General features: G+C 64.2%; 17 protein-coding genes. 6 read left to right on the plus strand and 11 right to left on the minus strand.

All coding sequences use genetic code 11. The features are described 5' to 3' along the window. Positions 1-7: 7 nt before the first annotated feature. From HYH08_RS01130 to HYH08_RS01160, 7 genes are all read right to left on the minus strand, one after another. The gene (locus HYH08_RS01130) at positions 8-2,260 is read right to left on the minus strand and encodes a xanthine dehydrogenase family protein molybdopterin-binding subunit (protein ID WP_220007897.1); all 2,253 of its coding nucleotides are present in this window, start codon (positions 2,258-2,260) and stop codon (positions 8-10) included. A 1-nt stretch (position 2,261) separates the two neighbouring features. Then, on the minus strand, positions 2,262-2,726 hold the full coding sequence (locus HYH08_RS01135; protein ID WP_220007898.1) for a (2Fe-2S)-binding protein: 465 nt from the start codon (positions 2,724-2,726) through the stop codon (positions 2,262-2,264). Between the two features lie 368 nt (positions 2,727-3,094). Next, positions 3,095-3,862, minus strand: coding sequence for an amino acid ABC transporter ATP-binding protein (locus HYH08_RS01140; RefSeq protein ID WP_228747453.1), 768 nt, complete (start codon positions 3,860-3,862; stop codon positions 3,095-3,097). Between the two features lie 23 nt (positions 3,863-3,885). Further along, entirely contained in the window at positions 3,886-4,578 is a 693-nt protein-coding gene (locus HYH08_RS01145) for an amino acid ABC transporter permease (RefSeq protein WP_220007899.1), read from the minus strand. Continuing rightward, the gene (locus tag HYH08_RS01150; protein WP_220007900.1) at positions 4,575-5,369 is read right to left on the minus strand and encodes an amino acid ABC transporter permease; all 795 of its coding nucleotides are present in this window, start codon (positions 5,367-5,369) and stop codon (positions 4,575-4,577) included. The genes HYH08_RS01145 and HYH08_RS01150 overlap by 4 nt, the downstream gene beginning before the upstream one ends. 62 nt (positions 5,370-5,431) lie before the next feature. After that, complete coding sequence (locus HYH08_RS01155; RefSeq protein WP_220007901.1) at positions 5,432-6,328, minus strand: amino acid ABC transporter substrate-binding protein; 897 nt, start codon at positions 6,326-6,328, stop codon at positions 5,432-5,434. A gap of 29 nt (positions 6,329-6,357) precedes the next feature. Further along, positions 6,358-7,518 (minus strand): aminotransferase class V-fold PLP-dependent enzyme, encoded by a 1,161-nt coding sequence (locus tag HYH08_RS01160; protein ID WP_220007902.1) that lies wholly within the window; start codon positions 7,516-7,518, stop codon positions 6,358-6,360. 237 nt (positions 7,519-7,755) lie between these two features. Here HYH08_RS01160 and HYH08_RS01165 point away from each other — a divergent pair, with 237 nt between their 5' ends. The 3 genes from HYH08_RS01165 (at position 7,756) to HYH08_RS01175 (ending at position 11,245) form a co-directional block, all read left to right on the plus strand. Then, complete coding sequence (locus tag HYH08_RS01165; RefSeq protein WP_220007903.1) at positions 7,756-8,550, plus strand: IclR family transcriptional regulator; 795 nt, start codon at positions 7,756-7,758, stop codon at positions 8,548-8,550. A 258-nt stretch (positions 8,551-8,808) separates the two neighbouring features. Continuing rightward, positions 8,809-9,825 carry a transporter gene (locus tag HYH08_RS01170; protein WP_220007904.1) on the plus strand — a complete coding sequence of 339 codons (1,017 nt, stop codon included), beginning with the start codon at positions 8,809-8,811 and terminating at the stop codon, positions 9,823-9,825. Positions 9,826-9,847: 22 nt separating this feature from the next. Next, positions 9,848-11,245 carry a carbohydrate porin gene (locus tag HYH08_RS01175; protein ID WP_220007905.1) on the plus strand — a complete coding sequence of 466 codons (1,398 nt, stop codon included), beginning with the start codon at positions 9,848-9,850 and terminating at the stop codon, positions 11,243-11,245. On the opposite strand, the gene HYH08_RS01180 is transcribed toward HYH08_RS01175, so the two are convergent. From HYH08_RS01180 to HYH08_RS01190, 3 genes are all read right to left on the minus strand, one after another. After that, the gene (locus HYH08_RS01180; RefSeq protein ID WP_220007906.1) at positions 11,242-12,537 is read right to left on the minus strand and encodes an MFS transporter; all 1,296 of its coding nucleotides are present in this window, start codon (positions 12,535-12,537) and stop codon (positions 11,242-11,244) included. The two genes, HYH08_RS01175 and HYH08_RS01180, sit on opposite strands and share 4 nt — an antisense overlap. 113 nt (positions 12,538-12,650) lie before the next feature. Beyond that, entirely contained in the window at positions 12,651-13,847 is a 1,197-nt protein-coding gene (locus HYH08_RS01185) for an acetyl-CoA C-acyltransferase (protein ID WP_220007907.1), read from the minus strand. Positions 13,848-14,090: 243 nt separating this feature from the next. Next, positions 14,091-14,861, minus strand: coding sequence for an enoyl-CoA hydratase (locus tag HYH08_RS01190; protein WP_220007908.1), 771 nt, complete (start codon positions 14,859-14,861; stop codon positions 14,091-14,093). A 149-nt stretch (positions 14,862-15,010) separates the two neighbouring features. Between HYH08_RS01190 and HYH08_RS01195 the strand changes: the two genes are divergently transcribed. Then, positions 15,011-15,541, plus strand: a complete 531-nt coding sequence (locus HYH08_RS01195; RefSeq protein ID WP_220007909.1) for a PaaI family thioesterase — start codon at positions 15,011-15,013, stop codon at positions 15,539-15,541. A gap of 69 nt (positions 15,542-15,610) precedes the next feature. After that, entirely contained in the window at positions 15,611-16,231 is a 621-nt protein-coding gene (locus tag HYH08_RS01200) for a TetR/AcrR family transcriptional regulator (RefSeq protein ID WP_220007910.1), read from the plus strand. A gap of 134 nt (positions 16,232-16,365) precedes the next feature. Here HYH08_RS01200 and HYH08_RS01205 read toward each other — a convergent pair whose 3' ends face one another. Further along, on the minus strand, positions 16,366-17,274 hold the full coding sequence (locus HYH08_RS01205; protein ID WP_220007911.1) for a LysR family transcriptional regulator: 909 nt from the start codon (positions 17,272-17,274) through the stop codon (positions 16,366-16,368). Positions 17,275-17,376: 102 nt separating this feature from the next. Between HYH08_RS01205 and HYH08_RS01210 the strand changes: the two genes are divergently transcribed. After that, on the plus strand, positions 17,377-18,873 hold the full coding sequence (locus tag HYH08_RS01210; RefSeq protein WP_220007912.1) for a CoA-acylating methylmalonate-semialdehyde dehydrogenase: 1,497 nt from the start codon (positions 17,377-17,379) through the stop codon (positions 18,871-18,873). Positions 18,874-18,924: the final 51 nt, after the last annotated feature.

Below are 18,924 nucleotides of genomic sequence, written 5' to 3' on the forward strand. Positions count from 1 at the left end.
GCGCGCCTCAGACGAAATCGATGAACTTGTTGAAGGGCATTTCCCGGATCCGCTTGCCGGTCGCCGCGAAGATCGCATTCGCGAGCGCAGGCGCGGCAGGAGGCACCGGCGGCTCGCCGACGCCTCTCACCTTGGGATCGTTCTCGAGCCCGCGCACTTCGATGACCGGGCACTGGTAGATCCGCATCGCTTCGTGGTGATTGTAGTTGGTCTGCTGAACCGCGCCCTTGGCGTAGGTTAGCTCGCAATTGATGGCGTGGCCGAGCCCCCAGACGACGCCGCCCTGCACCTGGTTCTCGAAATTGACGGGATCCATCACCTTGCCGACGTCGGCGGCGATCCAGACCTTGTCGATCTTGATGCCTCTGTCCGTCATCGAGACTTCGACGACTTCGGCGACCGGCGTGCCAAAGGACTCCACGAAGGCGACGCCGCGGCCGCGGCCGTTGCCGAGCGGCCCCTTCCAGTCCGACATCTCCGCGACCGTCTCCAGCACCTTGCGGTAATGCGGCACGGTGCACATCGCGATGCGTGCCTTCATGGGATCGAGGCCCGCCGCGTGGATCAGCTCGTCGATGAAGCTCTCGGTGAAGAAGCCCGATGTCGAGGCGCCGACCGATCGCCACGTCGTGCACGGCGACAACCCTTGCGCCTCATAGCTCGTGCCCCTGAAATTGGGGATGTCGTAATAGACATTCCACAGGCCGGCGGCCAATTGCCCGTCGGGATCCTTCGAAGGCGTGCCGGACCGCTCCAGCAGCCCCTTGAGCGGCGCCGTCGAGGCCAAAGCCAGATCGGCGGAAACAATCTTGTTGTTCTCGACGCTGCCGCGGTGCCGGGCGATCGCGATTTGCCGCGGGACGTCCTGGAGAAAATCCTCCTCGCGCGAGAACACCAGCTTGATCGGCGTGCCCTTCATCTGGTTGGCGATCTCGGCGAGAACGCGGACGTTCTCGTATTCGAGACGGTGGCCGAAACTTCCCCCCGTCCACTGATTGTGGAAGGTGACCTGCTCCGGCTTGAGGCCGATCGCCGTCGCCGCGACATATTGCACGAAGCGGGGGCTCTGATGGCCGACCCAGATCTCCATCCCCTTGTCGGTGACGAGGCCGATCCCGTTCAGCGGCTCGAGTGGCTGATGCCCCACATAGGGCGCGCGATATTCGGCCTCGACCAGCTTGCCCGTCTTCAGGCCGGCGTCGATATCGCCGGTCTTCTTCCACTCCTTGCCGAGGAATTCCGGCTTGAACGAGGATTCCAGCACCTTCCAGTGATCGGCTTGTTCAGCGGGATAGGCCGAGGGCGCCCACTCGCAAACGACGGTGTCGACCGCCTTCATGGCGTACCAGCTGTTCGTCGCAATCACCGCGACGCCGTTCTTGATTTCGAGGACCTTCTTGACCCCCGGCATCGTGCGCGCCTTGCTGGCGTTGTAGGATTTCAGCGGCTGCCCCTTGGCGGGATTGAGCTTGACGGAGGCGTAGAGCATGCCGTCCGCCTTCAGGTCGATGCCGAACTTCAGCTCGCCCATGACCTTGTCGCGAATGTCGAGGCGCGTCATCGGCTTGCCCAGCAGGCGCCATGTCGAGGGATCGCGCGGCTTGGCATCGAGCACCGGCGGAATTTTTGCGGCGTCCGCGGAGAGGTCGACATAGGCGATCTTGGTGCCGTTGGGCAGGATTACATGGCCCGACTGGGTGCGCAGCTCGGCCAGCGCGACGCCCGTGCGTTTGGCCGCGGCCGCCTTCAACGTCTCGCGCGCGACCGCGCCGGCAACACGTAGCTTTTCATAGGTATCCGGCATCGAACTCGACCCGCCGGTCATCTGCAGGCCGGCCTGCCTCAGCCATTCGAGCGTCTTGGCGCGGGCTTCCTCGGCGGCCGGACTCTGGTCCGCCGCCACGAACGGCGCGAACTCGTCGGCAAAGCCGGTGTTGAAATAGGCGGGACTGGGCCCGGCAAAGCGAACGTCGAACTGGCCGGGATCGAGATCCATCTCCTCGGCGATCATGATCGGCTGCACCGAGCCGACGCCCTGGCCGATGTCGGCATGCTGGGCGATCAGCGTGATTTTTTCGGGGCTGATCTCGACCCAGGGATTGAAGGTGACGGAGTTCGGCCCGAGACCGGCGGAGAGCGGATTGTCGCCGGCGGTGGCGGCCGCTTCTGCCGTGCCGAAAGCGCCGAACGCAATGCCACCGGCGATGGCGGCGGAGCCGAGCACGAAGGCGCGGCGGGAGAGCTTCTCGATGTGGCCCATCTTACTTCTCCGCCACCTTCTTCGCGGCGGCCGCGTGGATCGCGGCGCGAATGCGCGGATAGGTTCCGCAACGGCAGAGATTGCCCGACATCACCTGATTGATCTGGTCATCCGTGGGATTGGAGATCCGATCGAGCAGCGAAATGGCCTGCATGATCTGGCCGGTCTGGCAGTAGCCGCATTGCGGCACCTGATGCTCGATCCAGGCCTGGATGACCGGGTTCTGCTCCTTTTTCTCCAGGCCTTCGAGCGTGACGACCGATTTGCCCGCGACCTCGCCGATATGCGCCTGGCAGGACCGCACGGCTTTCCCGTCGATCCGGACGGTGCAGGCGCCGCATTGTGCGACCCCGCAGCCGAATTTGGGGCTGGTGATGCCGAGTTCGTCGCGCAGGACCCAAAGCAAGGGCATCTCGGGAACGACATCGACGCGATGTTTGGTCCCATTGACGGTGAGCTCGAACATGTTTGTGCGTCCTTCAAAGTTTGCCGTCCACACGGCCCAATCGCCGGGTTCAAGTCCCGGTCCGAGCGCGGCCATCGCCGCCTCGGCAACGGCGGAATCCCACCGTCTCCGCAAGTCTAGCGGGACATCGAAGAGGCCGCAGTTAATTGTGGTAAAAGCTGATGCGGGATCGGCACGAAACTCGTGCGATCATGCAAACACCGCCGGATAGGTGGTCATGTTTGTCGCACCTGGTTACGCGGATTGCGCGATCGAATGGGGTTGATCGCGGATCGCTGGAGAACTGCCGTCCTCCAGCGACTGTGACGTTTGATCCTGATGCAGCTACCGTGCTGGCACGATCGCGCGCTGCGATCAACTTTTGCCAGCTAGTGGATGATCTGATTGAGGAAGCCTTTCGCCCGTTCGCTGCGCGGAGCCCGGAAGAATGTCTCGGGATCAGCCTCCTCCAAAATGCATCCGCGGTCCATGAAGATGACCCGGTCGGCGACCTCGCGGGCGAAGCCCATCTCGTGTGTCACGCAGACCATCGTCATTCCGTCTTTCGCCAGCTCGACCATGGTGTCCAGCACTTCCTTGACCATCTCGGGGTCGAGCGCGGAGGTCGGTTCGTCGAACAGCATGATCTTGGGCTGCATGCACAGTGCTCGCGCGATGGCGACCCGTTGCTGCTGCCCGCCCGAGAGTTGTGCGGGATATTTGTCGGCCTGATCCTGGATGCGTACCTTGCGCAGCAGGCCGAGCGCACGAGCGCGCGCCTCGGCTTGCGAAATGCCGCGAACCTTCATCGGGGCCAGCATGCAGTTCTCGGCGACCGTGAGGTGCGGAAACAGGTTGAAGCTTTGGAACACCATGCCGACTTCGCAGCGCACGCTGTTGATGTCGGCGAGACGATGGCTCAGCTCGACGCCATCGACGACGATCCGGCCTCCGTCGTGCTTCTCGATATGGTTGATGCAGCGGATCAGTGTCGACTTGCCGGAACCGGACGGCCCGCACAGCACGATCTTCTCGCCCTTGCCGACTCTGAGATTGACATCGTTCAGCGCGGTGAACGCGCCGAACCGCTTCGTCACATTCTCGACGACGACGATCGGGGCGGCCTGGGCGGTCCCGCTCACGGTCTCCTGAGGCATGTTCGTCTCCCGAACTCGAGGCGTTATCGCGATGTGGCGAGAGCGTATCGTTTGCGAAGGATAGCGACGCACTGGGACGCTGCAGAGCTGATGGCGAGGTAGGCGAGTGCGACGACGAGGTACATTTCGACGAGGCGGCCATTGAGCTGCGCAAGCTTGGAAGCGGCGCCCAGAAGATCCGTCAGCGACAGGACGTAAACGAGCGAGGTGTCCTGAAACAGGATGATGGTCTGGCTCAGGATGATCGGGCTGGCCACGCGCAGGACCTGCGGCAGGACGATATGGCGATAGGTATCGTAGGTGGACAGCGCGAGCGCCTGGCAGGCCTCGAACTGGCCCTTGTTCACGGCGCGCAGGCCAACGCGGATGATCTCGGAATAGTAGGCGGCCTCGAACAGGCCGAAGGTGATGAAGGCCGTGAAGGTGGCGCCGATCGGGACAGGGCGGCCGTTGCCGCTGAGATAGCCGAGCACGATCGGTACCAGGAAGAAGAACCAGAACAGGACGAGGATCAGCGGGATCGACCGGATCACCGCAACGTAGCCGCGGACGACCTGAGCCAGGACGGGGACCTCGAAGTGCTGGACCAGCGCAAGACAGGTCCCCAGAACCATGCCGATGGCGAACGCGGCTGCCGTCAGCGAAAGCGAGAAGACCAGACCCGACCAGAGATAGGGCCAGGATTGCGCGACAATGGAGAAATCGAGGGTGTTCATTTCGCGGCCTCCAGGGCGTTGGGCAAAGCGCCGGCTTGCTGCACCTCCGCGGCGAGATCCGCGTCGGCACTGAGCTTGACGGGCGCGCTGCCCGGAATCCGGACGGCTTTGTCGATGAGCATCATGCCCTGATAGGCTATCAGCGCCAGACAGAGGTAGATGATCGTCGCCGCCCCAAATGCCGTAAACGTCTGGAACGTGGCTTCGCTGATCTGGCGTGCCTGGGCGGTCAGCTCCATCAAGCCGATCGTGAGGGCGACGGACGTGTTCTTGTAGATGCCCATCACCTCGCTGGTGAGGCTCGGCACGATGAGGCGCAAGGCCTGCGGCACGATGACGTATCGATAGGTGAGATAGCCGCTGAGGCCGAGAGCGTTGGCCGCCTCGATCTGTCCCCTTGGCAGCGCTTCGATGCCGGCGCGGACCTGCTCGGCGATACGCGATGCCGTGTAGAGTCCCAGGCAAAGGAGGGCCGGGAAGAATGATGCCCAGGGCGGCGGGATCTGTTTGATCGCGTCGCCGAGCGCAGAGGGGACCACCTCCGGGAAAACAAAATACCAGAGGAACATCTGCACCAGGACAGGGATGTTTCTGAAGATTTCGACATAGAGCCGGGCCGGGATCGCGAGGAAGCGATTCTGGACGGTGCGCCCAACTCCGACGACCACACCGATGCCGAAGGCGATCCACCAGCCGAAGAAGGCCAGCGCCAGCGTCCAGCCGAGACCCGACAGCAGCCAGTCGATATAGCGCTGGCCGTCCGCCGTCTGTTCAAAAAGCACTCCGAACATCGCGAGCCCTCAACTTGCAGGTGCGAACGAGGATGTCCTTACGAGACGGCCGGCTCCGTCAATCAATCGACCGCGTCGCTGGGATGCGCGATCCGCGCCATCAACTCGTCCGTGAGCGGGAATGCGAGATTCTCACCCTTGGGCGGGATCGGCCTGGTGAACCATTTCGCGTAGGTCTTCTCGAACTGGCCGGATGCCATTTGCTTGGAGAGAACGTCGTCGACGAGCGCCTTGAAGCCGGCATCCCCCTTCGTGAACATGAGCCCGTAATAGATCTTCGCGTAGCCCTCGGGCAGGAACAGCAGCGCATCTGGATTTGGCGCGGCGGCCTTGAGCCCGGCCAGCAGGATGTCGTCCTCCATGAAGGCGACGGCACGGCCGGTGTTCAACATCAGGAAGGATTCCGCGTGGTCCTTGGCCTGGACGATGTTGAGGCCGAGCTGCTCCTTGGCGTTGACGCCCTGCGCGAAAACGACCGCGTTGGAGCCTTGCGTGACGACGATGGTCTTGCCTTTCAGGTCGCCGGCGGTCTTCACGCCGCTGGCGGCCTTGACCAGCCAGCGCGGCTGGCTGACGAACGTTGCGACCGAAAACGACACCTGTTCCTGCCGCTTCTTGTCGTTCGCGGTGCCGCCGCACTCGATGTCGACGGTCCCGCTCTGGATCAGCGGAATCCGGTTCGAGGAGTTCACCGGCGTGTAATTGACCTTGAGGTTGGGCAATTTCAGCTCCTCCTTGATGCGATCGACGATCGCAGCGCAAAGATCGAGCGAGAAACCGATCGGCTTCTGATCGGGCCCGAGATAGGAGAACGGGATCGACGCCTCACGGTGGCCGATAGTGATCGCGCCGCTCGACTTGATCTTGTCCAGCGTCGGGCTGTCGGCAGCCCCAGATGGCCTTGCGCCGACCACCAGGAGTCCGGGGAGAACCGCCAGGACCTGCACGAGCTTCTTCATGGTATTTACCTTCCCCTCATGTGCCGAATTCAAGCTGCGACCGACGAGCGTCCGAGCCCTCGTCGGCGGATGACATCGATCAGGCGATCGATGTCATCGGCGGTATTGAACATGCCGAGCGAGACGCGGATGCCGTCTCGTTCGGGCGACACCCGCACGCCGTTCTCCACGAAATGCCCGAGCCATTCCGCAGCGGGCAGGGCGATGACGTAGATGTGCGGCGCGCGGTGCTGACGCTCGCGCGGGCCAACGAGGCGGACGCCTAGCTCGTCCAGGCGCGCGATCAGGTGGTCACCGAGATCGAAGCAGTGGTTCTGGATGTTCTGCACCCCGATCTGCTCGATCATGTCGAGGGCCGCACCCAGCGCATGAATGGCCGGAAGATTGAAATTGCCGAGCTCGAAGCGTCTGGCGGTCGGCGAGGGTGTCATCCTGTCGGGACGCGCGATCAGATCCTCGGGGATCTCGGCGAGGCTCGCGGCGGCGAGATAGGCCGGTTCGAGCTCTCCGAGGGACTTGTCCCAGTAAAGCAGGCCGAGCCCCTGAGGCACCAGCAGACCCTTGTGGCTTCCGGAGCCGATGAAGCTCGCGCCTATCGCCTTCGCGTCGATTGGCACGACGCCGATCGCCTGCATCACGTCCACGATGAAGTAGAGCTTCCTGCTGGCGCACAGCGCGCCGACGCTCGCGATGTCGAAGCGGTGTCCGGCGTGGAACGTCACATGCGACATCGAGATCGCGCGCGTGTTGCCGTCGATGAAGGGGACAAAGCTGTCGGCGTTCACGACTTCCGTCATCGGGATGAAGCGGACCTCGACGCCCTTCCGCTGCAGATGGAGGAACGCGTAGGCGTTGTTCGGATGATCGCCGTGGATCATCAGGACATTGTCGCCCGCCCTGAGCGGCAGTGCGTTGGCCGCGATGTTCATGCTTTCCGAGGTGTTCTTCGTGAAAGCGATCTCGTCGGCGCTCACCCCGAGAAAGCGGGCGACTTTTGCGCGGGTCTGCTCCACCCGGTCGAGCCAGACGCTCTTCGGACCGGCTGTCTCAAAACCCTCGCGAAGAAAAAGCTCGATCGCGGCCTTCACCGGGCGCGCAAGCGGGGTTTGAAATCCGGAGTCCAGATAGACCATCCGTTCGACGGCGGGGAATTCCTTCCTCACGGCTGCGACGTCGTAGTGACGAGACATCCACATCTCCTGTTGGCGCGCCGCCGGCGACTGGCCTCTCGGCCAGGCGGCGGAGCGAGATTCCGGGAACGGCGAGGCTGTTTTGCACAGTTTTTGCTCAATCACCGGCAACGCCGAGAATATGAGCTTTCAGGCCTTCGACAAAACAAATTTGTCGAATTTCAATATGTTTTATTCCGAAAAATGATAGTATTTGGCGTTGATCTTGATTTCGCTGGCACTTTTAGCCGAGGGACCATGACGAAGCGCATTGAGAAGGACGGGCCGCTGGATCGTGCCTTCGCGATCGTCCGACACGTTGCCGAGCAGCGCAAAGCCGTATCAGTGGCAGAGATTGCGAAGGCTCTCGCGCTGCCGCTTCCGACGGCGCACAGGCTGATCGGGAATCTCGAGGACCGCGGACTGCTTCAGAAGGCTTTGGGGACGAAGCGTTATGTGGTGGGAAACCAACTCGTCACGCTGTCGGCCGCCGTCATTGGAGCGGCCTTCCGCACCGCGCGGCGGCACGCGGTGCTTCGGGCGGTCGCGGGAGAAATCGGCGAACAGTGCGAGATCGGCGTCGTGCGCGACAATGTCGTCGCCTATGTCGACAGCGTTCGCGTTTCGGAGCCGCAAGGCCTTCAGTTCAATCCGGGAGAGGCGGCGCCGCTCCACTGCACCTCGACCGGAAAGATCTACATGAGCAGGCTGCCCGAGCGCATCAGGGCGAAGCTGTGCCGCGCGCTGCCTCTGACCAAATTCACGGAGACGACGATCGTCGACGTCCACGGACTGATGAAGGTCCTCGAGGACACAAGGCAGAAGGGCTGGGCCAAGACCAACGAAGAATACGTCAAGGGCGTCGTCGGATGTGCCGTCCCCATCCTGTCACCCGATCGAGAATTGATTGCCTGCTTGGGCGTCTCCGTGCCGGTGGCGCGCGTGAGCTTCACCGAGCTGGACCGCTTCATCCCGCCGCTGCAAAAGGCTGCCGCGCTGTTGTCGGAGACCATTCTGCAGGTCGAGGACGACGATGGGGACGATGCCCGATGATGCCAACATACCCCTGTTTTGCCCGACGTGTCAAGTTGTAATTCGGAAAAGTCGTAAGTCGTTGATCCCGCACGCTTCGCTACTGTGCATGGGGTTGTTTTCGCATTTTGTCTTGATCGCCCGCCTGAAGTGCCTCTTGCTGCCGGGGGATAGACGGCATCATCAAACTGTAACACTGGCGTAATTGAGTACCCGTGATCCGGAGGATGCCGTCAGCCATCTTCCGGAGACGGGGCATCTGTTGATGTGGGGTGGGCCATGGCTGAGCCGGCGAAGCTTGCCAGCGCGATATCGAACACCGAACCTGCCATTCCGGGTCTGGTGTGGGCGTTCCGCCTGCACAGCGACGGCAGCGCCGAGGCGCTCGCGATCGACCAGCCGATCGAGTTCAGCCATGACGGCCGGCTCTGGCTGCATTTCAACCTGACCGACGCGCGGTCGCGGCCGTGGATCGCGAGCTCGCATCTTCCGCCGCTCGCGCGCGAATTGCTGCTCTCGAACGACACGTTCCAGCAGCTCCATGTCATCGATCATTGCGTCTACGGCGTGTTCTCCGATCTCGTGCGCGACATCGACAGCGCGACGGAGGAGACCGCGTTCTTGCGCTTCGCCATGACCGAGCGCCTGCTGGTCAGCGGCCGTCATCAGGCGCTGTGCTCGGCGGACGCGACGCGGCGCGTGCTCGAAGGCGGCTACCGCGTCGACAACGTCGCCCATCTCCTCGAGAAGATCGTCGACGAGGTCGCCGACACGCTCGATCGCATGGCCGACAAGCTCGGCCAGGAGATCGACGGCATCGAGGAACGGATCCTGGCCGACGACGCCAAGCCGGAGATGCGGCGCGACCTCGGCCGGCTCCGCCGCACCTGCGTCAGGCTGCACCGTCAGCTCACCGGCCTGCGCGTGCTGTTCCACCGGCTCGACCAGAAGAACACCGATCACCTCTCGCCAAGCTTGCGCATCCAGGCCGGCAAGCTGGCACAGCGGCTGGATGGGCTCGATCACGACATCGTCGAATTGCGCGAGCGCAGCCGCCTGCTGGAGGAGGAGCTGCGCTTCAAGAACGAGGAGGAGAGCAACCGCCACCTGCACACGCTCTCCATCGTGACGACGCTGCTGTTGCCGCCGACGCTGATCACCGGCATTTTCGGGATGAACACGAAAGGCCTGCCGCTGACCGATGTCGAGGAAGGGTTCATTTATGCTGCCGTGCTGATGGTCGCCTCGATCGGCGCAGCCTATCTCTTCATGCGGCGGACGGGTATCTTCAAGTAGCATACGTCAGCCGGTGTCAGCCTTGATCGAGATTGCCCATAGCTTTCGATGGCGAGCTGTGATCGTGCTTGCGTGCACGGTGGCGAGCACGGCTGCGTTCGCGGGTGCCAAGGACGAAAGCGCCGCCGGGTGGCTGGCGCCGACATGGTTCAACGAATGGCATGACGGCCTTGCGGGCAAGGGCCTGAATTTTGGCGCCACCTATATCGCCGACAACATCGCCAATGTTTCCGGCGGCGTGAAGCGCGGCGCCATCCATTTCGGCCGCCTCGACCTGTCGGTCGATGCCGATCTGGACAAGCTGGTCGGCTGGACCGGCGGACGCTTTTACGCCAATGCGTTCGTGATCTATGGCCAGGGCCTCTCGCGCAACTACGTGATGAACCTCGCCACCATCAGCGAGATCGAGGCGCTGCCGGACCAGCGGCTCTACAACGCCTATTTCGAGCAGAGCTTCTTCGACGGACGACTGAACGTCAGGGCCGGCCAGCAGGCGGCCGATGTCGAGTTCTTCGACAGCGAGACCGACGATCTCTTCATCAACGGCACCTTCGGCTGGCCCGCGATCAAGGCTTCCAACCTTCCGGCCGGCGGCCCGGCGCCGCCGATCGCCGTGCCCGGCATCCGCGTCAAGGCGGCCTTGACCGACAAGATCACCGCCTTCGGCGCGGTCTTCAACGGCGATCCCTCGGGGCCGGGCGACCAGGACCCGCAGCTGCGCGACCATCATGGCCTCGCCTTTCGCGTCAATGATCCGCCGTGGGTGATCGGGCAGGTCCGGTTCGATTATGACATCGACATCGGCGGACGTCCGCTCGCCGGCAACTTCACGCCCGGCGCCTGGAAGCATTACGGCTCGTTCGACAGTCAGCGCTTCACCGCGGAAGGGCAGTCGATCGCCGACCCCGAGGGCAGCGGCATTCCGGCAAAGCTTCGCGGCAATTACGGCATCTTCGCCGTGATCGAGCAGGTCCTGTACCGCCCGCCGGAGGTGAAGGAGAACAGCACCTCGGCCTCGCTGCCGGGCGTCACCGCGTTCGGTCGCATCGCCTACAGCCCGCCGGACCGCAATCTGATCGACCTTTATCTCGACGGCGGCGTCGGCTTCGTCGGCTTCGTTCCGGGGCGTCCGCTCGACCGCTTCGGCGTGGCGGCGGCCTATATGCGCATCTCGAACACCGCGCGCAACCTCGATATCGACACCAATGTCTACACCGGTGTCCAGGGGCCGGTGCGCAGCAACGAGACCTTGCTCGAGATGATCTACGAAGCGCACATCAAGCCGGGCTGGCTGATCGCGCCGTACTTCCAATATGTGTGGCGCCCCTCCGGCGGCATCCCGAACCCGAACGCTCCGACCGGCGTGTCGCGGATCGGTGACGCCGCGGTGTTCGGCGTCACCTCCACGCTCCGGTACTAGGCCATCGCAGGTTTGGCCTGCGGCTTCGGCTGCCGCGACAACGCCAGCACGATCAGCGCGGCGAACACGCAGAGCGCGCCTGCGATGAAGAACGCGGGCAGATAGCTCTGATAGACCGTTCGCGACAGGCCGGCACCGAACGCTGCGGTGCCCGCACCAAGCTGGTGGCCGGCAAAGATCCAGCCGAACACCAGATTGGCGCGCTCGGGTCCGAATTTTTGCGCGGTGAGCCGTACCGTGGGCGGCACGGTTGCGATCCAATCGAGCCCGTAGAACATCGCGAAGATCGAGAGCCCATAGAACGAGAAGTCGCTGAACGGCAGGAAGATCAGCGAGAGCCCACGCAGGCCGTAATACCAGAACAGCAGATAGCGATTGTCGTAGCGGTCCGACAGCCAGCCCGACATGATGGTGCCGAAGAAGTCGAAAATGCCCATGGCCGCGAGCAGGCTCGCGGCCTGCACCTGCGGGATGCCGAAGTCGAGGCACATCGGGATCAAATGCACCTGGACGAGGCCGTTGGTCGAGGCGCCGCAGACGAAGAAGGTCGCAAACAGGATCCAGAACGCGCTCGACTTCGAGGCATCGCGCAGCGTGCCCAGCGCGACGGCCGTGATGGGCGCGTGACTGACGGGCGGCGCGGGCAGGGGCTCGGTGCCTTCGTCGCCGAACGGCCGCAACCCGACATCGCTCGGCCGGTCGCGCATGACCATCAGCACGGCGAAGGCGGACACGCCAAGCGCGATGCAGACGAAGCCGAGCGCGGGCCGCCAGCCGTAACGTTCGGTCAGGCTTGCGAGCAGCGGCAGGAACACGAGCTGGCCGGTGGCGACGCTCGCCGTCATGATGCCGACGACGAGGCCGCGCCGCGCCGCGAACCAGCGCGTCGCGATGGTCGCGCCCAGCACCAGCGCGGTCATGCCGGTGCCGATGCCGATCACGACGCCCCAGAGTGCGACGAGCTGCCAGACCTGGGTCATGCCGAGCGACAGCACGAGGGCCGAGACCACGATGAGCTGCGCCGTCAGCGTGACGTTGCGCAGACCGTAACGGTTCAGCAGTGCAGCGGCAAACGGCGCCATCAGCCCGAACAGGATGAAGCGGATCGACAGCGCGGACGAGATCTCCGCCGTGCTCCAGCCGAACTCCTTCTGCAAGGGAACGATGAATACGCCGGGCGCGCCGACCGTGCCAGCGCTGATCAGCGCGGCAAGGAAAGTCACGCCGACCATCACCCAGCCGTAGTGGATATTGCGGCGGGACAGCGCTGCCGCGAGCCAGTTCGAAATCATTGCCCCTCAATATCGGTTGGCGGGCCTGGGGAGGCCGATGTCATGGTTGCAGTCTGGCATGGAAGTGGGAAGTCTGAAATGCCGGACTTCCCTCGTTTTCAGACTTTTGCGCATCAGTGCGCGAAGCGCTCCACCGCGATGGCCGTGGCTTCCCCACCGCCGATGCAGAGCGCGGCGACGCCCCGCTTGAGGTTCTTGGCCTCGAGCGCATGCAGCAGCGTAACGATCAGTCGCGCGCCGGTCGCGCCGACGGGATGGCCGAGCGCGCAGGCACCGCCGTTGACGTTGAGCTTGTCGCGCGGAATGCCGAGATCGCGCTGGGCTGCCATCGCCACCACGGCAAAGGCCTCGTTGATCTCGAACAGGTCGACATCGGAGGCGGTCCAGCCGACCTTGTCGAGCAGCTTGCGGATCGCCGGGATCGGCGCGGTGGTGAACCATTGCGGCTCCTGGCTGTGTGTAGCGTGGCCCTTGATCTCGGCAATCGCTGGCAGCCCGTTGCGATCGGCAAGCGACCGCTTCGTCAGCACCAGCGCGGCGGCACCGTCGGCGTTGGCGGAGGAGGCGGCCGGCGTGATGGTGCCGTTCGCGCGGAACGCCGGCTTCAGGCCCGGGATCTTGGCGGGATCGACCTTTAGCGGATGCTCGTCGTTTGCGATGATGCGGGGGCCGGCCTTCTCGGTCAGCGTCACAGGTGCGATCTCGGCCTTGAACGCGCCACCCTCGACCGCCTTGCGGGCGCGGCTCAGGGTCTCCATCGCGTAGGCGTCCTGATCCTTGCGGGTGAACTGATAGGCCTCGGCGGTCGCCTCGCCGAAATCGCCCATGGAGCGGCCGGTCTCGTAGGCGTCCTCGAGGCCGTCCATCATCATGTGGTCGATAATGCGGTCGTGACCGGCGCGGTAACCGCCGCGCGCCTTTGCGAGCAGATAGGGCGCGTTGCTCATGCTCTCCATGCCGCCGGCGACGACGATCTCGGCGGAGCCCGCGCGGATGACGTCGTGCGCCAGCATGGTCGCCTTCATGCCGGAGCCGCAGACCTTGTTGACGGTGGTCGCGCCGGTGGCATCGGGCAGGCGTGCTGCGCGCACCGCCTGTCGCGCTGGCGCCTGCCCCTGTCCGGCCGGCAGCACGCAGCCCATGAACACCTCGTCCACCTTCTCGGGCGCGAGTTTTGCGCGCTCCAGCGCGGCGCTTATGACATGCGATCCGAGCTTGTGCGCCGGCAGCGGCGACAGCTCGCCCATGAAGCGACCGAGCGGGCTGCGGGCGGCGGAGACGATGACGACGGGATCGGCGGCTTCGGCCATGACGGAACTCCCTGGCAATGATGGGTAAGATTATGATCATCATATGATGCGGCGCAAAAAATGCAACCGCGCGGGGGGTGAGAAAATGTCGTGGGCGGGGTGAGATTTGGTCGTTCGGCCCCTCCCTGTCATTGCCCGCAAGGCGGGCGATCCAGTATTCCAGAGGCAACAGTCATTGGGCCGAGGAGCCGCGGCGTGCTGGATGCCCCGCCTTCGCGGGGCATGACACCGTCTTTGGTGCGCTTACCGCTTCCTGTTCACAAAGGCAGCCATCAGCCGCGTCGGCTCGTCGGTCAGGAACGACTCGCCGAACACTTTGATGCTCAGATTGACCGACTCCGTCAGCGGCAGTTCCTCCCATTGCCGCAGCAGCGCCTTCTGCGAGCGCAGTGCCTCGGGGCCACATTCGAGCAGGGCGCTCACGACGTGCTCGACCTCGGCATCGAGCCCGCCCGCCGGCGCGATCTTGTCGACCAGGCCCCACGCTAGCGCCGTGGCTGCGTCGATGTTCTCCGCCGTCATCACCAGCCAGCGCGCGCGGGCCCAGCCGATCAAGCGCGGCAGCAGCGCTGCGTGGATCACCGAGGGGATGCCGACGCGCACCTCCGGCATGCCGAAATGGGCATCATGCGCGGCGATACGGAAATCGCAGGCGGCCGCGACCTCGAGCCCGCCGCCGAGACACCAGCCCGGCATGCGCGCAATGACGGGGGTGGGGAACTGGCGCACGGCCTCGCAGAGATCGCGCAGGCGGCTGATGAAGGCCTCGGCCGATCTTTGGTCGAGCTTCGCCATCTCCTTGATGTCGGCACCGCCGATCATGCTCTTCTCGCTCTGGCCGCGCAGCACCACGACGCGGATGCTGCGGTCGGACGAGAGCTGTTGCAGGCCTTCGCGCACCGCATCGGTGACGGGCGAGCCGAGAATATTCAGCGAGCCGGCGTTGCAGATCGCGACATGAACGACGCCGCGCGCATCGCGCGTCACGCCGCAGTGGTTGTTGAGCATTTCCATTGGCATCTCGGAGGTTTCGTGGGCAGGCACGAGGTGCGCCCGTCGCCACAACTTCCGGGCCGAAACGCCCTGCTTGTCAAGCGGGCCGGTGCAGTTGCCAGCGCGAAGTCCGTGGCATAGCATGACGTATATCATAAAAAGGACCAGCCATGACCGAAAGCAAGCAGCTCGACTTGTTTTCCCCCGCATACCGCCGCGAGCGCGTGGTGGACTGGCAAGTGCCGGCGCCGGTTGCGAAAGTGGCGATGGGGCTGTCCGGCATGGACGCCATGCTCGGGATTCGCGACGGGCGGCTACCGCCGCCACCCTTCGCAAAGCTGATCGGCTTCACCATGGCGGTGGTCGAGCCGGGCCGGATCGTGATGGAGCTGGAGCCGCGCGAGGATCTCGAAAACACCATCGGGCTGCTGCATGGCGCGACCGCAGCGGCGCTGATCGACACCGCCATGGGCTGCGCGATTTCGACGCGGCTGGAGGCCGGGCAGTCGCCGGTCACGCTCGATCTGAAGATGACCTTTCTGCGCCCGCTGTCGGTCCGGTCCGGGCTGATCTCGGCGGAAGGTAAAATCATCAAGCTGGGGCGCCAGACCAGCTACACCGAGGGGTTCGTGCGCGACGGCAAGGGCGCGCTCGCGGTCCATGCAACTGCAACCTTTTCGATGATCGGCGTAACAACTTAACATGATTTAATTCGCCGCCCGGTCCATTTCTATGTTATGAGATGATCTGCGACATTCAATGAGACGCGCATGCGCTATTCCCGGGAACACAAGCAGGAAACCCACGACCGCATCGTCAGGAAGGCCTCGGTGCGGCTGCGCGAAAAGGGCGCCCATGGCATCGGTGTCGCCGACCTGATGAAGGAGGCGGGCCTGACCCATGGCGGTTTCTACGCGCACTTCGATTCTCGCGAGGCGTTGGTGATCGAGGCCTTCGGCTACGCCATGGACCGTGCGATGGAGAACTGGCGCAAGCAGTCCGATCAGGTCGCACCCGAGAAGCAGCTCACCCAGATGGTCGAAACCTATCTCTCGGCGCTGCATCGCGACAATCCCGGGCATGGCTGCTCGATCCCTGCGCTCGGCGCCGAGATCGCCCGCGAGAGCCCGAAGACGCGCAAGGCGTTCGCGGGCAAGCTCGACGAGATGATCGAGATGATAACCGACTACGTCCCGAACCTGCCGCGCAAGGCCGCGCGCAAGCAAGCGATCGCGACGCTCGCGACCATGGCTGGCACGATGCTGCTGGCGCGCATTGCGGGCTCGAGCGAGCTCTCGGACGAGGTGCTTAAGGCGGGCAAGGACAGCGCGCTGGAGGCGGCGAAGCGGGAGCCGAAGGCGACGGTGCCGAAGAAGGCGAAGCAGAACTAGGCGAGGTGCCGTAGGCTGGGCAAAGGCGCGCCAGCGCCGTGCCCACGATCTCTTGATGATAGCGACAGGTGGTGGGCACGCCACGCGCCGCGCGGTCGCGGGTCTCGTTGCTTTGCCCACCTACGAAACCGGCGCTACCGCCCCGCAAACAGCTCCCGATCGCGTTCCACGATCTCGCCGATATAATCCGCGACGGCCCTGATCCGCGCGAGGTCCTTGCTGTCGGCGTGCATCAGCATCCAGAACGTCCTGACAATCGAGATCTCCTCAGGCAGCACCGCGACAAGTTGCGGATACTCGCTCGCCATGAAATGCGGCAGCACCGCGATGCCGAAGCCTGACAGCGTGGCGTTGAGTTGAGCGATCAGATTGGCGCTGCGGAAGCGCGCGGATATCCGTGGCGACACCTGGGGCAGATAGTCGAGCTCCGGCGTGAACAAGAGCTCCTCGATGTAACCGACGAAGCGGTGCTGCGGCAGCGCCTCGCGCGAGGTGATTTTCGGAAAACGGTCGAGATAGCTGGGGGCGGCATAGAGCCCGAGGTGGTAGTCGAGCAGCTTGCGGCCGACGATGCGGCCTTCCTTCGGCATGGTCAGGCTGATCGCGATGTCGGCCTCCCGCTTGGAGAGACTGAACAGCCGCGCGGTCGCTACAAGTTGCAGGTCGAGGTCGGGATAGCGGTCGGCGAAGGGCGCCAGCCGCGGCGCCAGGAAGGCGGTGCCGAAGCCATCAGGCGCGCCGATCCGCACCGTGCCGGTCAGCCGCGCCACCGAGCCGCCGACCTGCTCCTGGTTGGCGACGATGGTCGATTCCATGGCTTCCGCGCTGTCAGCGACGCGCTGGCCGGCCTCGGTGAGGAGGTAGCCGGTCTTGCGCCGGTCAAACAGCTTGGCCGAGAGATGCTTTTCCAGCCGGTCGACGCGCCGGATCACCGTGGCATGGTCGACGCCGAGCTGTTTTGCCGCGGCCGACACCGAGCCGCCCCGCACGATGGCCAGCACGAAGCGGAAGTCGTCCCAATCGATAGCGCCTTGATCCAGCATTTCCGCACATCTATGGTGCATTATCTCAGACTTGAATCCTATAAAATGCAGGTCGATAGGATTTGTCAAAACGACCACGCTCGGCCTGAAGGAGACCATTCCATGCGTTCAATCGGACATTTCATCGGTGGCAAGGAGGTCAAGGGCACCTCGGGCCGCACCGCCGACGTTTTCGAGCCGATGACCGGCGACGTCCAGGCCAAGGTGGCGCTGGCGTCCAAGGCCGAAGTCCGTGCCGCCGTCGAGAACGCACGCGCCGCACAGCCCGAATGGGCCGCGACCAACCCGCAGCGCCGCGCCCGCGTCATGATGAAGTTCGTCGAGCTGGTGCAGCGCGACTACGACAAGCTCGCCGAACTGCTCGCCCGCGAGCATGGCAAGACGGTTCCCGACGCCAAGGGCGACATCCAGCGCGGCCTCGAAGTTGCCGAATTCGCCTGCGGCATCCCGCATCTGATGAAGGGCGAGTACACCGAAGGCGCAGGGCCCGGCATCGACATCTATTCGATGCGCCAGCCGCTCGGCGTTGTCGCCGGCATCACGCCGTTCAACTTCCCGGCGATGATCCCGATGTGGAAGTTTGCGCCCGCGATCGCCTGCGGCAACGCCTTCATCCTGAAGCCGTCCGAGCGCGATCCAGGCGTGCCGATGCTGCTGGCCGAGCTGATGATGGAAGCGGGCCTGCCGGCCGGCATCCTCAACGTCGTCAATGGCGACAAGGAAGCCGTCGACGCCATTCTCGATGACCCCGACATCAAAGCCGTCGGCTTCGTCGGTTCGACGCCGATCGCGCAGTACATCTATGAGCGCGCCGCGCAAACCGGCAAGCGCTGCCAGTGCTTTGGCGGCGCCAAGAACCACGCCATCATCATGCCCGACGCCGACATGGACCAGGCCGTCGACGCGCTGATCGGCGCGGGCTACGGCTCGGCCGGCGAACGCTGCATGGCCGTCTCCGTCGCCGTGCCCGTCGGCAAGTCCACCGCCGATCGCCTGATGGAAAAGCTGATCCCGCGGGTCGAGTCGCTCAAGATCGGCACCTCGATCGATCCGTCGGCCGATTACGGTCCGCTGGTGACGCGCGAGGCGGTCGAGAAGGTCAAGGGCTACATCGACATCGGTATCAAGGAAGGCGCGACGCTCGCGGTCGACGGCCGTGGCTTCAAGATGCAGGGTTACGAGAACGGCTTCTATCTCGGCGGGTCGCTGTTCGACAACGTCACCAAGGACATGCGGATCTACAAAGAAGAGATCTTTGGCCCGGTGCTCTCGGTCGTGCGGGCGCACGACTACAAGGAAGCGCTGGCGCTCCCGTCCGAGCATGATTACGGCAACGGCGTTGCCATCTTCACCCGCGACGGCGACGCCGCGCGCGACTTCGCGGCCAAGGTCAACGTCGGCATGGTCGGCATCAACGTGCCGATTCCGGTGCCGATCGCCTATTACACCTTCGGCGGCTGGAAGAAGTCCGGCTTCGGCGATCTCAACCAGCACGGCCCGGATTCGGTCCGCTTCTACACCAAGACCAAGACGGTGACCTCGCGCTGGCCGTCCGGCGTCAAGGAAGGCGCGGAGTTCTCGATCCCATTGATGAAGTGACGCGGTCGGCGTGAACTGCAGCGGCGTTGGGACAACACCTCTCCCTTCGGG

The sequence above is a fragment of the Bradyrhizobium sp. BR 10289 genome (genome assembly GCF_019455385.1).
In the GTDB taxonomy this organism is placed as follows: domain Bacteria; phylum Pseudomonadota; class Alphaproteobacteria; order Rhizobiales; family Xanthobacteraceae; genus Bradyrhizobium.

Bases quoted from the DNA above. Each gene is read 5' to 3' on its own strand.
- HYH08_RS01130 (WP_220007897.1), bottom strand. From the start codon at position 2,260: ATGGGCCACATCGAGAAGCTCTCCCGCCGCGCCTTCGTGCTCGGCTCC.
- HYH08_RS01135 (WP_220007898.1), bottom strand. From the start codon at position 2,726: ATGTTCGAGCTCACCGTCAATGGGACCAAACATCGCGTCGATGTCGTT.
- HYH08_RS01140 (WP_228747453.1), bottom strand. From the start codon at position 3,862: ATGCCTCAGGAGACCGTGAGCGGGACCGCCCAGGCCGCCCCGATCGTC.
- HYH08_RS01145 (WP_220007899.1), bottom strand. From the start codon at position 4,578: ATGAACACCCTCGATTTCTCCATTGTCGCGCAATCCTGGCCCTATCTC.
- HYH08_RS01150 (WP_220007900.1), bottom strand. From the start codon at position 5,369: ATGTTCGGAGTGCTTTTTGAACAGACGGCGGACGGCCAGCGCTATATC.
- HYH08_RS01155 (WP_220007901.1), bottom strand. From the start codon at position 6,328: ATGAAGAAGCTCGTGCAGGTCCTGGCGGTTCTCCCCGGACTCCTGGTG.
- HYH08_RS01160 (WP_220007902.1), bottom strand. From the start codon at position 7,518: ATGTCTCGTCACTACGACGTCGCAGCCGTGAGGAAGGAATTCCCCGCC.
- HYH08_RS01165 (WP_220007903.1), top strand. From the start codon at position 7,756: ATGACGAAGCGCATTGAGAAGGACGGGCCGCTGGATCGTGCCTTCGCG.
- HYH08_RS01170 (WP_220007904.1), top strand. From the start codon at position 8,809: ATGGCTGAGCCGGCGAAGCTTGCCAGCGCGATATCGAACACCGAACCT.
- HYH08_RS01180 (WP_220007906.1), bottom strand. From the start codon at position 12,537: ATGATTTCGAACTGGCTCGCGGCAGCGCTGTCCCGCCGCAATATCCAC.
- HYH08_RS01185 (WP_220007907.1), bottom strand. From the start codon at position 13,847: ATGGCCGAAGCCGCCGATCCCGTCGTCATCGTCTCCGCCGCCCGCAGC.
- HYH08_RS01190 (WP_220007908.1), bottom strand. From the start codon at position 14,861: ATGGAAATGCTCAACAACCACTGCGGCGTGACGCGCGATGCGCGCGGC.
- HYH08_RS01195 (WP_220007909.1), top strand. From the start codon at position 15,011: ATGACCGAAAGCAAGCAGCTCGACTTGTTTTCCCCCGCATACCGCCGC.
- HYH08_RS01200 (WP_220007910.1), top strand. From the start codon at position 15,611: ATGCGCTATTCCCGGGAACACAAGCAGGAAACCCACGACCGCATCGTC.
- HYH08_RS01205 (WP_220007911.1), bottom strand. From the start codon at position 17,274: ATGCTGGATCAAGGCGCTATCGATTGGGACGACTTCCGCTTCGTGCTG.
- HYH08_RS01210 (WP_220007912.1), top strand. From the start codon at position 17,377: ATGCGTTCAATCGGACATTTCATCGGTGGCAAGGAGGTCAAGGGCACC.